At 71.1% G+C, this 11,728-nt stretch carries 8 protein-coding genes and 1 pseudogene; 4 read left to right on the top strand and 5 right to left on the bottom strand.

Annotation, left to right across the window (positions count from 1 at the left end):
- Nucleotides 1–43 precede the first annotated feature (43 nt).
- Nucleotides 44–943, top strand: a complete 900-nt coding sequence (locus ABEA10_RS47635) for a dihydrolipoamide acetyltransferase family protein (RefSeq protein WP_425551062.1) — start codon at nucleotides 44–46, stop codon at nucleotides 941–943.
- Nucleotides 944–2,071: 1,128 nt separating this feature from the next.
- Here the strand turns inward: ABEA10_RS47635 and ABEA10_RS47630 are convergent.
- The 3 genes and pseudogenes from ABEA10_RS47630 to ABEA10_RS47620 form a co-directional block, all read right to left on the bottom strand.
- Nucleotides 2,072–3,232: pseudogene (locus tag ABEA10_RS47630) on the bottom strand (GH92 family glycosyl hydrolase); the annotation flags it as partial.
- Nucleotides 3,233–3,265: 33 nt separating this feature from the next.
- Complete coding sequence (locus ABEA10_RS47625; RefSeq protein ID WP_345475320.1) at nucleotides 3,266–4,021, bottom strand: hypothetical protein; 756 nt, start codon at nucleotides 4,019–4,021, stop codon at nucleotides 3,266–3,268.
- Nucleotides 4,022–4,223: 202 nt separating this feature from the next.
- Nucleotides 4,224–4,679: a MarR family winged helix-turn-helix transcriptional regulator gene (locus ABEA10_RS47620; protein WP_345475319.1), complete on the bottom strand. Its 456-nt coding sequence runs from the start codon at nucleotides 4,677–4,679 to the stop codon at nucleotides 4,224–4,226.
- An 84-nt stretch (nucleotides 4,680–4,763) separates the two neighbouring features.
- Here ABEA10_RS47620 and ABEA10_RS47615 point away from each other — a divergent pair, with 84 nt between their 5' ends.
- Nucleotides 4,764–5,789 (top strand): zinc-binding dehydrogenase, encoded by a 1,026-nt coding sequence (locus tag ABEA10_RS47615; protein ID WP_345475318.1) that lies wholly within the window; start codon nucleotides 4,764–4,766, stop codon nucleotides 5,787–5,789.
- 9 nt (nucleotides 5,790–5,798) lie between these two features.
- Here the strand turns inward: ABEA10_RS47615 and ABEA10_RS47610 are convergent, their stop codons facing one another.
- Together ABEA10_RS47610 and ABEA10_RS47605 are read right to left on the bottom strand one after the other, a co-directional pair.
- Nucleotides 5,799–7,052: a PrsW family intramembrane metalloprotease gene (locus ABEA10_RS47610; protein ID WP_345475317.1), complete on the bottom strand. Its 1,254-nt coding sequence runs from the start codon at nucleotides 7,050–7,052 to the stop codon at nucleotides 5,799–5,801.
- A 16-nt stretch (nucleotides 7,053–7,068) separates the two neighbouring features.
- A complete protein-coding gene (locus ABEA10_RS47605) occupies nucleotides 7,069–8,013 on the bottom strand; it encodes a heme o synthase (RefSeq protein WP_425551060.1) in 945 nt (314 codons plus the stop codon).
- 397 nt (nucleotides 8,014–8,410) lie between these two features.
- On the opposite strand from ABEA10_RS47605, the gene tkt reads away from it, so the two are divergent.
- Together tkt and tal are read left to right on the top strand one after the other, a co-directional pair.
- Nucleotides 8,411–10,531 (top strand): transketolase, encoded by a 2,121-nt coding sequence (gene tkt, locus ABEA10_RS47600; RefSeq protein WP_345475315.1) that lies wholly within the window; start codon nucleotides 8,411–8,413, stop codon nucleotides 10,529–10,531.
- An 8-nt stretch (nucleotides 10,532–10,539) separates the two neighbouring features.
- Entirely contained in the window at nucleotides 10,540–11,640 is a 1,101-nt protein-coding gene (gene tal, locus ABEA10_RS47595) for a transaldolase (RefSeq protein WP_345475314.1), read from the top strand.
- Nucleotides 11,641–11,728: the final 88 nt, after the last annotated feature.

Genomic DNA, 11,728 nt, shown 5'->3' with positions numbered 1-11,728 from the left:
GCCGGCCGGACGGAACGGACGGTCCCGTCCGCCGTCCTCGCCGCTGGCCCGCCGGATCGCGCGGGAGAACGGCATCGACCTCAGCACGGTGACCGGGTCCGGCCCCGGCGGGCGCATCGTCCGCGCCGCCGTCGAGGCGGCCGCGCTCGACTCCGCCGTCCGGTCCGCGCCGCCCGCCGCGGCCCCCGCCCCGCAGGCCACGCCGCAGCCCGCCGCGCCGGCGGCGGCCCCGCAGGCGGTCCAGGCGCCCGTCGATGACGAGGACGTCGAGCGGGTGCCGCTGAGCCGGATCCGCAAGGTCACCGCGCGCCGGCTCGCCGAGAGCATGCGGACCGCGCCGCACTTCTACCTGACGCGCGTCGTCGACGTGGAGGAGCTCCTGGCGTTCCGCAAGACGCTCAACGCCGCGCTCGCCCCGGCCAAGGTCAGCGTCAACGACCTGATCGTCAAGGCGTGTGCGACGGCGCTGCGCGCCAACCCGGTGCTGAACGTCTCCTTCACCGAGGAGCACCTGCTCGTGCACAAGCGGGTGCACGTGGGCGTGGCGGTGGCCCTGGACGAGGGCCTGGTCGTGCCGGTGATCCGCGACGCCGACCGCAAGAGCGTGTCGGCGATCGGCGCGGAGACGCGCGAGCTGGCCGGGCGCGCCCGGGAGCAGAAGCTGACGCCGCAGGAGATGTCGGGCGGCACGTTCACGGTGAGCAACCTGGGCATGTTCGGCGTGGACGCCTTCACCGCCGTGATCAACCCGCCGGAGGCGGCGATCCTCGCGGTGGGCGCGACCCGCAAGGACGTCGTGTTCCGCGACGGCGAGGTGGTCCCGCGCGACCGGATGACCATCACGCTGTCGGTCGACCACCGGGCCTGCGACGGCGCCACCGGCGCGGCGTTCCTCGGCCAGCTCGCCGAGCTGCTGGAGAACCCGCTGCGCATCGTCGCCTGAGCGCCCACCCCGAAAGACCGCCCGGGACACGGGTGCCCGGGGTCCCCAAGAGCAGGGGTGCCCCGTCTCGTGAAGAACCACAGACGGGGCACCCCGCACCACTTCGGTCAGGCCCGGACGGTCACGCGAACGCCCAGGCGAACACGTGCAGCGAGCCGAGCCCGACTTCGGCGTGTTCAGCGTGACGCTCTTGACCTGTTTGCCCGGGTCCAGCGCGATCGGCGTCGCGCCGAACACGTAGATGTTGATGTCCTGGTTCCCTCCGTCGGAGCTGTTGCGGTACGGCGTCTTGGCGACGATCTCGTTGCCGAACCTCGGTGGATAGGCGTCGGCGCCGAGCGCCCAGTCGCTGAGCTCCAGCGCGGCCGAGGCCGTCGACCCGTCCGTATAGGTGATCGTGACGACGGTGGATGACGCGTCACCGTTGCCGGCCGCGCCGAGGAACGCCAGCTTCGACGCCCCCGCCGGGGCGCTCGGCAGGTCGACGACCTGGCCGCTCGCCTGGACGTTGTCGAGCTGACCGGGCTTGCGGCCCGGCCAGGTGAAGGTGAGGCCGTTCCACGTGACCGGCTCTCCGGCCTTCAGCCCCCGCGCCGCGAGCGCCTGCGCGGAGTAGCTCCAGCCGTCGCCGTCGAAGTTGGCCTGCCCGGATTCGCCGTCGTCGGAGATGCCGGCGTTGTTCTGGTACCACTCGATCGTGCCGCGCCGGGCGACGTTGATCGTCATGCCGCTCGCCCCGACCGACCGGCCCGAGGCGGTCAGCTCGAACGGCACCGAGTAGTAGTCGAGTTTCGTGCCGGCCGCCACCGAGACGGTCACCTTCTGGTCCGCGCGCCCGGCGTCGCCGACCGTGAGGTTGCCCGAAGCGGGTGTCACGGTGATCCCCGCGGGCGGCTTGGCCGCCCAGGTCACGGTGTCGCCCTTGCCGACCGCCTGCACGCGCAGCGTCGCCTCGGCCGAGCCGCCGGGCTCCAGCGAGGTCATTCCCGGCGAGACCGCGGACAGGAACGGCTTCGCGCCGGTGCCGAAGGACGGCGGGGCGTCCTTGGGGTCGCTGCCGAAGGTGGTGTTCGGCTGCGCGCCCATGGCGAAGTCGAGGCGTCCGCCGGAGGCGACGAACGACTCCGGCAGCCAGGCCCGTGAGGTCGTCTTTCCGCCGACCTTGAGCGACTGGACGTAGTGGTTCGCGTCCGAGGCACCTGGCGCGTTGATGGTGATCTTCTGGCCGCTGGAGCGGCGGACGGTGATCCTGGGGAACTCCGGGCTGTTGAGCACGAGCTCGGCGCGGCCCGGGATGGCCGGGTACAGGCCGAGGTCGGCGAAGACCCGCCAGGCCGACATCGTGCCGAGGTCGTCGTTGCCGACCAGGCCGTTCGGGCCGGACTTGAACAACGACGTGCGGGCCCGCGCGACGACGTCCTGGGTCTTGTACGGCTGCCCGGCCCAGGCGTACAGCCACGGCGTCTGGAGCGACGGCTCGTTGCCGAGGTAGGCGTACGGCTTCTGCGACCCGGCGTTCAGCTCGGTGAAGAAGGTGTCGAGCCGCTCGGCCGCCTGGTCACGCCCGCCCATCGCGCCGAACAGGCCGGCGACGTCGGAGTAGGTCATCCAGTGGTACTGGGAACCGTTGCCCTCGACGTACCAGCCGGGGTCGGCGGGGTCGAACGGCGACAGGAACGAGCCGTCGGCGAAGCGGGGCTGGATCCAGTCGTTCATCGGGTTGTAGATCGTCTCCCAGGCGTGCGAGCGCTTCATGAACGCCTGGGAGGTGCCCTTGTCGCCGAGCCGCTGGGCGAGCTGGGCGATACCGAAGTCGGCGAGGCCGTACTCCAGCGTGGTCGCCGGGTCGCCCGGCACGTAGCCGAGCTCGAGGTAGTCGGCGTTCCCGGGCCGCTCGGTGTAGCCGGTGGCCTTGTCCTCCCCGACCCGGTTCGCGCCCTTCACCATGGCGGCCAGCGCACCGTTCGCGTCGAAGTCGCGTGCCCCGAAGGCATACATCGTCGCGACGATCGAGTGGTACGGGTCGCCGTTCATGACGCCGGTGATGGTGTTCTGGTGCGACCAGCGGTCCCAGACGTCGCCGATCGAGTGGGCGTCGTTGTACATGGACTGGGCGATGTCGGAGCCGACGTCCGGCGCGAGGAGGGCGATGAGCTGCGCCTCGCTGCGGTAGATGTCCCAGCCGGAGAAGGTCGCGTACTGGTGGTGGCCCTTCCTGACCCGGTGGATCCGGTGGTCGAACCCGGTGTAGGCGCCGTCGACGTCGTCGAAGACGTACGGCTGGAGCATCGCGTGGTAGAGCGCGGTGTAAAAGACCTTCCTTCAGCGGGTCGGCCGCGCCGCCCCCGACCTGGATCTGGCCGAGGCGCTTCTCCCATGCCCGGTGCGCGGCGGCCTTGACCGTGTCGAAGCCCTTCTTCCCGACCGGGTGTCCGCGTTGCAGAAGCCGCCGGTCTTGGCCCAGCCCGACACGGTGTTGCCCTTGATCGTGGCCTCGGCGTCATCCACCCCGTTGATCGACCCGGTCACGTTGAGCAGCAGCGTGCCGACCTTGTCGGCGGGGAAGGTGAACCGCGCCACGCCCGCGCGCTGCGTCGCGGTCAGCTCGGTCCTGATCCCGGTGTCGGTCGTCATCGCGTACGACCCCGGCGACGCCTGCTCGTTCGCGTGCTGGAAGGTCTGGACGTAGTCCGAGCCGTGCGTGGCGGGCGAGTTCTTGATCGGCCCGGAGAACGGGATCACCGGGAAGTCCTGGGCTCCCGTACAGCCCGGCCCGGAGATGTGGGTCATGCTGAAGCCGCGGAGCCGGTCGTCCTCGTACTTGTAGCCGCCGCCGGAGATGCGGACGATGTCGGGGCTCCACTGCATCATGCCGAACGGCACGACCGCACCGGGGAAGTCCATCCCCGCGCCGCCACCGTGACCGAAGTCGGCGCCGCCGTCCTGGGTGCCCACGAACGGGTTGACGTAGGAGGCGAGGTCGGGTGGGGCCGCGTACGCCGGCGGCGCCGGCAGGGCCAGGGCGGAGAGCGCCAGGCAGAGAACCCCTGCCAGGCGGATGCGGGTACGTCTGAGCACTTGCTGCTCCCCTGGGGGTGGAGAACGAAGAGCTGCGCCGGCGGGGGACCACCGCAGTCATGGGCGATGACAACGTTGTCGGCTCGGATTGTCAACGTCCCTGACCCTCCAGGTCAAGAGCCGGTACCGGCCACGCGAGGCCGTGGCGTACATCTGGGCCGCACGGCCCGGTGAGCACGGCGGCCGGCCGCGGAGTGCCGCGTCAGCGTGGCGCGTCCGGCGGCGTCCGCTCCGGCACCGCGCGCGCCAGCAGACCGGTGACGGTGCCGTGTTCCTCGTCGGTGAGCGCGCCGAGCAGCTCGCGTTCGGCCTGGCGCACCAGACGCCGGCCGCGCCGCTGCGCGGCCGTCCCGGACTCGGTGACCACGATGAGGTAGGCGCGCCGGTCGGCCGGGTCACGGTTCCGTTCGATCAGACCGGCGTCCTGCAGGCCGTCGACAACGGTGACGATGGTCGTGCGGTCGATGCCGAGCCGCAGCCCGAGCCGCTGCTGGGTCATGGGCCCTTCGTCGACGAGCACGTCGAGCGCGGCCTGCTGCTTGACGCCGATGCCGAGCGGCGCGAGCGCCTCGGTCTCCAGATCGAGCGCGCGGCGGTGCAGGGTGCCCAGCACGTAGCTCAGGCGGCCCCGCAGTGACGCGGGAATGATGTCGGACACCGATGAATTTTAACAGCTGAGCAAATCGTCAGTTCGACTGTTACACTTCACGATCGTCACCGTCGAGCCCCCTGGAGATCCTCCATGTTGTGCGTGCAGGCGACCCGCTTCGGCGGGCCGGACGTGCTGGTCACCGTCGAAGCGCCCGACCTGGCCCCGGGGCCGGGCCAGGTGCTGGTCGAGGTCATCGTCGCCGACACTCTTCATCTCGACACGGTGATCCGGCGGGGCGCGTTTCCCTTCCCGATCGTCACCCCTCCGTACGTCCCCGGCGGCGGCGTGGCCGGTACGGTCGTGGCGGCCGGGCCCGGGGTGGACCAGGGCCTGCTCGGCCGCCGCGTCGTCGCCCGGACGGGAGCCGGAGAGCCGGGAGCCGAGACCGGGACGGTGGCCCGGCGCGCCCGGCACGACACTCACTCGGGCGGCTACGCCGAGCGTGCGGTCGTACCGGCCGGCGCTCTGGTCCCCGTGCCGGCGGGCGTGCCACTGCCCGATGCCGCGGCTCTCGTCAACGACGGAATGACGGCCATGCTCGTGTTCGAGGCGGCCGGGGTACGGCCGGGCCAGTGGGTGCTGGTCACTCCGGCCGGAGGGGGTCTGGGCAACCTCCTGGTGCAGCTGGCGCACGCCGCCGGAGCGCGGGTCGTCGGGGCGGCACGCGGCTCGCGCAAGCTGACGCGCGCCCGGGACGCCGGCGCCGACGCCGTCATCGACTACGAGCGGGACGACTGGCACGAGCAGGTCCGTACGCTCACCGGAGGCCGCGGCCCGGACGTCGTTCTCGACGGCGTCGGCGGGCGGATCGGCCGCGCCTCGCTGGAGGTGACCGCCCGGGGCGGGCGATTCATCGGTTACGGCGGTCCCAGCGGCGACTTCACCCGAGCCGACCCCGACGACGCCGGCCGGCGCGGCATCCATGCGACCTCCCTGTTCGACCTGCGGATGGCCGCCGGAGACGAGGAGCGCCTGGCCGGCCTCGCGCTGGCCGCGGCCGACGCGGGCCGAATCACGCCCCTCATCGGCCAGACCCTCCCGCTCGGCCAGGCGGCCGAGGCGCACGCGCTGATCGAGTCGCGCGAGGCGATCGGCAAGACGCTGCTGCTGACGTGACGGCGCGCGTCAGGCGGGGCCGTACGGGCCCTGCGGGCCGTACGGCCCCTGGGGGCGGAACGGGCCGGGTGGCGGCGGGCCGAAGGACGGGCCCGGCCGCAGGAAGCCCGACTGGTCCGGCCCGGCCCACGGCGGCATCAGCGGACGCGTCCGGCGCACCTGGAAGGCCTGCCGTGCCACGTGCATGAGGTTCATCAGGTCGAGCCTCCGCCGGTAGAACCAGGCGGGCTCGGCCACCCCGCGCTCGGCGCGCTGGTGCAGCAGCGCGAGCTCGGTCGCGGCGAGCTGGTAGTCGCCCATGGCGCGCGCCGCCGCGGTGCCGCCGGCCATGCGGGCCCACTGCCGGGCCCGGCGCCGGAGCGCGATGCTGCCGAGCATCTGGACGTCCTGCGGCGTCACGAGGCCCGTGCCGGCGTACATCGGCAGGTGCAGGCGGATCAGCCGTACGGTCTGGCGCCGCTCGCGGACCACGATGACGATCAGGCCCAGGATGATGCAGAAGTCGATGCCGTACGCGACGGTGAGGCCCTTGAGGCCGAAGGCGGTGGAGAAGTTCCAGGCGCCGTGCAGCAGCATCGCCCCGCACAGCCCGGCGACGGGCGCGGCGACCCGCGCGGCGCCGCGGTGCAGCGCCGCGTACGCCACGCCGAGCCCGGTCATCGAGGTGAACAGCGGGTGCCCGAACGGCGAGATCACGCCGCGCATGATGAAGACGGCCTCGATGTTGTGCTGGTTGATCGCCCGCATGTAGTAGCCGATGTTCTCCATCATCGCGAAGCCGAGGGCGACCATGGCCGCGTAGATGATGCCGTCGGTCAGGCCGTCGAGCTCGTTACGGCGGAACCACAGGAACCCGAACAGCACCGCGCCCTTGAGCGACTCTTCCACCAGCGGCGCGCCGATCGAGGCGGTGACCAGCTCACCGCGCTCGCCGAAGACCGGCTTGGTCAGCAGCTCGTAGCCCGCGGTGTTGAGGATCAGCGCGCCCAGCACCGCCACGCCCGCGCCCCACATGAACGCGAACAGCAGCGCACGCCAGGGCTCGGGCTCCAGCCGGTCGAGCATGAGGACGAGCGCCACCAGGAGCGGCACCGGCAGGATCGCCAGGACGAGCCCGATGACGAACGGCGCGCCGTTGAGGGCGTCCAGGCCCAGCACGATGAGCGCGCACAGTGTCGAGACGATGAGTCCGACGATGAGGCCGACCGGTGCCCGTCCGGGCATGCGGCCTTCGAGGACCGCCTTGGGATCAACGCGCGCCATGCCGCGACATTAATCCTCAGTGGAGCAACGGGTCGATCGCGACGGCCAGGAACAGCAGCGCCAGGTACGCGTTGGACAGGTGAAAGTAACGCATCGGCTTGAGCACCGCGCCGGTGATGCCCCGGCGGACCCGCCCGAGGAGACGGTAGGCCTCCAGGAGCGAGACGGCGCCGAGCACGACGGCCACGACCGGGTAGAAGATCGTCGTGTGCGCCACCGGCCACAGCGCCAGCGAGCACGCCACGGTGACCCAGGTGTAGACGATGACCTCGATCGCCACACGGCGCTCGGTGGCCACCACCGGCAGCATCGGGACGTTCGCGGCGGCGTAGTCGTCGCGGTAGCGCATCGCGAGCGTCCACGTGTGCGGCGGCGTCCAGAAGAACACCACGAGGAACAGCACGAGCGGCGTCCACGCGAGGCGTCCGGTCAGCGCCGACCAGCCGATCATGACCGGCATGCAGCCGGCGATGCCGCCCCACACGACGTTCTGCGTGGTGCGGCGCTTGAGCAGCAGCGAGTAGACGAAGACGTAGAAGCAGATCGCGAACACCGACATGCCGGCGGCGAGCCAGTTGAGGGCCAGCCCGAGGAACAGCGTCGAGGCGACGGCCAGCGCGACGCCGAACACCAGCGTCTCGCGCGGCGTGACCTGCACCATGGGCAGCGGCCTGCGGCGCGTGCGGCGCATCTTGGCGTCGATGTCGCGGTCGATGTAGCAGTTGAGCGCGTTGGCGCTGCCCGCCGACAGCATGCCGCCCGCCAGCGTGGCGATCACCGGCCACAGCGGCGGCAGACCGCCGGCCGCGAGGAACATGACCGGCAGGGTCGTGATCAGCAGGAGTTCGATGATCCGCGGTTTCGTGAGCGCCACGTAGGCGCGGACGAGCGCGCCGAGCGGGCGGCGGCCGGGACCCACGGGCGCGGGCGTCCGCACGGGACGGTTGATGACCACCGTCACGGGACGTCCACGGGCGTGTTCTCGACATGAAGGGGCACTATGACGAATCCTCGAATCTTTACCGCCGCTTTGCTGGGTACCCGGGCCTTATCACTCAACCGGCCACGGCCGCGACATCACTGTAGTCCCGGGGGTGGCCCACCCCGTCATCGGGGTGGGCGGACACGCGTACGGGCCGATGATTCCCGGCCGGGATCCAGGGAAGTGCCGTACGCGCCACGACGTTAAACGACACATAGGCTCCCGCGCCCGGCAAAAGTCCTCCGGGCGATAGGCTCGCTGAGGGCCCGAGGAGTGGCCTGATCAAGGTGCTCCCCGGATCGAGGCGCGCTTTTCCGCCCGCGGGGGGCGGGCCACGGGGGCATTGCACGTAGCCGAGAGGAGCCTGGAGCGTCTCGTGAGTACGGATTCCGACAACACCTTCACCTGGACCGAGCTCGACCGGCGGGCCGTGGACACGGTCCGCGGGCTCGCCATGGACGCCGTCGAGGAGGCCGGCTCGGGCCACCCAGGGACCGCGATGAGCCTGGCACCGGCCGCCTACCTGTTGTTCCAGCGGGTGATGCGCCACGACCCCACCGACCCGGACTGGGCCGGCCGCGACCGGTTCGTGCTGTCCGCGGGGCACAGCAGCCTGACGCTCTACATCCAGCTGTACCTGTCCGGCTACGGGCTCACCCTCGATGACCTCAAGGGCCTGCGCAAGTGGGGCAGCCTGACGCCGGGCCACCCCGAGCACGGTCACACCATCGGGGTCGAGACCACGACGGGCCCCCTGGGCCAGGGCCTGGGCAACGCCGTCGGCATGGCGATGGCGGCGCGGCGCGAGCGCGGGCTGTTCGACCCGGAGCCGTCGTTCGGCGACAGCCCGTTCGACCACTACATCTACGCGATCGCCTCCGACGGCGACATCGAAGAGGGCATCAGCCACGAGGTCAGCTCCCTGGCCGGTCACCAGAAGCTCGGCAACCTCATCGTCATCTACGACGACAACCAGATCTCGATCGAGGACGACACGCAGATCGCCAAGTCCGAGGACGTCGCCGCGCGCTACGAGGCGTACGGCTGGCACGTCCAGAAGGTCGACTGGACCTCCGAGGACGGCTACAAGGAGGACCCCGAGGCCCTCTACCGCGCGCTGCAGGCCGCCAAGGCCGAGCTCGGCCGCCCGTCGCTGATCTCGCTGCGCACCATCATCGGCTGGCCCGCGCCCAATCTGCAGAACACCGGCAAGGCCCACGGCGCCGCCCTCGGCGCCGAGGAGGTCGCCGCGACCAAGCGGGTGCTCGGCCAGAACCCGGACAAGACCTTCGACGTGCCCGAGGACGCCCTCGAGCACGCCCGCGAGGTGGTCCAGCGCGGCCGCGAGGCGCACGCCGAGTGGAACAAGGCCTACGAGACCTGGCGTGCGGGCAATCCCGAGCGCGCGTCGGAGTACGACCGCATCAGCGTCCGCCGGCTTCCGGACGGCTGGACCGCCAAGCTGCCGGAGTTCGAGGCGGGCAAGGCCGTCGCGACCCGTGCCGCCTCCGGCGAGATCCTCGCCGCGATCGGCCCGGTGCTGCCGGAGCTGTGGGGCGGCTCGGCCGACCTGGCGGGCAGCAACAACACGACGATGAAGGGCGAGCCGTCCTTCATCCCGGAGGAGTACCAGACCAAGGACTACCCCGGAAACCGCTACGGCCGCACGCTGCACTTCGGCATCCGTGAGCACGGCATGGGCGCGATCATGAACGGCATCGCCCTGCACAACGGCACCCGCCCCTACGGCGGCACGTTCCTGGTCTTCAGCGACTACATGCGCCCGTCCGTGCGGCTGGCCGCCCTGATGAAGCTGCCCGTCACCTACGTGTGGACACACGACTCGATCGGCCTCGGCGAGGACGGCCCGACCCACCAGCCGGTCGAGCACCTGTGGGCCCTGCGCGCGATCCCCGGCCTCGACATCGTCCGGCCGGCGGACGCCAACGAGACGGCCGTCGCCTGGCGGACCATCCTCGAGAACCCCCACCGTCCGGCGGGCCTGGCGCTCACGCGGCAGAAGGTTCCGACGTTCGACCGCTCGCAGTTCGGCTCGGCCGAGGGCGCCGCCAAGGGCGCGTACGTCCTGGCCGACGCCTCGAACGGGCAACCGGACGTCATCCTGATCGCCACCGGCAGCGAGGTGCAGATCGCGGTGGAGGCCCGTGAGGTCCTCGAGGGCGAGGGCACGCCGACGCGGGTCGTCTCCATGCCGTCGGTGGAGTGGTTCGAGGCGCAGGACGAGGCCTACAAGCAGCAGGTGCTGCCTCCCGCGGTGCGCGCGCGCGTGTCCGTGGAGGCCGGCGTGGCCCTCGGGTGGCGCACCTACGTCGGCGACGCGGGCGAGAGCGTGAGCCTGGAGCACTTCGGCGCGTCGGCCGACTACAAGACGTTGTTCCAGCAGTTCGGCTTCACGGCCGACCGGGTCGTGGCCGCGGCGCGTGCCAGCCTCGCGAAGGTGAACGCGGCCGGCCATGGCTCGACGACCGGGAACTGAGGAGAGAGATGACTGACATCCTGAAGGCGCTCTCCGATGAGGGCGTGTCCATCTGGCTCGACGACATCAGCCGCGAGCGTCTGCAGAGCGGCAACCTCGCCCAGCTGATCAAGGAGAAGTACGTCGTCGGCGTGACGTCCAACCCGACGATCTTCGCCAAGGCGCTCAGCAAGGGCTCGTCCTATGACGAGCAGGTCCGTGACCTGGCGGTCCGCGGTGTCGATGTCGAGGAGGCCGTCCGGGCCATCACGACGTACGACATCCGGTGGGCGGCCGACGTCCTGCGGCCGGTCTACGACCGCAGTGACGGCGTCGACGGGCGCGTGTCCATCGAGGTCGACCCGCGCCTCGCGAACGAGACCGAGAAGACCGTCGCCGAGGCCAAGGCGCTGTGGTGGCTGGTCGACCGGCCGAACACCTTTATCAAGATCCCCGCGACGCTCGCCGGGCTGCCGGCGATCACCGACACGCTGGCGCAGGGCATCAGCGTGAACGTCACGCTGATCTTCTCGCTGGAGCGGTACGGCCAGGTCATCGACGCCTTCTTCGCGGGGCTGGAGAAGGCTCGGGCGAACGGCCACGACCTGTCCAAGATCGAGTCCGTGGCGTCGTTCTTCGTCAGCCGCGTCGACACCGAGATCGACAAGCGCCTGGACAAGCTCGGCGAGACCGAGCTGAAGGGCAAGGCCGGCATCGCCAACGCCCACCTGGCGTACGCGCTGTTCGAGGAGAAGTTCGGCACCGACCGCTGGACGGCGCTCAAGGACGCGGGCGCACGCCCGCAGCGTCCTCTGTGGGCCTCGACCGGCGTGAAGAACCCCGACTACCCCGACACCATGTACGTCGACGAGCTCGTGGCGCCCCAGGAGGTCAACACGATGCCGGAGGCGACACTGGACGCGACCGCCGACCACGGCCGGATCTCCGGCAACACGATCCAGGGCCGGTACGACGAGGCCCGGCAGCACCTGGCCGCGCTCAAGGAGGCCGGCGTCGACTACGACGACGTCGTCCGCGTCCTCGAGGAGGAGGGCGTGGAGAAGTTCGCGGCCTCCTGGAAGGAGCTCCTCGACACGGTCAAGGGTGAACTGGAGGCCAAGGCAGGGTAAGTCTGGCCGGGAACGGGCAGTACCAGCCCGGGTACGGGGTGAACCGGGAGGCACTGTGAGCGAGAGAACCATCCGGCACGGCGTCTTC

The sequence above is a fragment of the Actinoallomurus oryzae genome, assembly GCF_039541955.1.
Taxonomy (GTDB): domain Bacteria; phylum Actinomycetota; class Actinomycetes; order Streptosporangiales; family Streptosporangiaceae; genus Actinoallomurus; species Actinoallomurus oryzae.
This window is presented reverse-complemented; position numbering and strand designations above follow the sequence as displayed.

Excerpts from the sequence above, each read along its gene's own strand:
- ABEA10_RS47615 (WP_345475318.1), top strand. The coding sequence starts at position 4,764 with ATGTTGTGCGTGCAGGCGACCCGCTTCGGCGGGCCGGACGTGCTGGTC.
- ABEA10_RS47610 (WP_345475317.1), bottom strand. The coding sequence starts at position 7,052 with ATGGCGCGCGTTGATCCCAAGGCGGTCCTCGAAGGCCGCATGCCCGGA.
- tal (WP_345475314.1), top strand. The coding sequence starts at position 10,540 with ATGACTGACATCCTGAAGGCGCTCTCCGATGAGGGCGTGTCCATCTGG.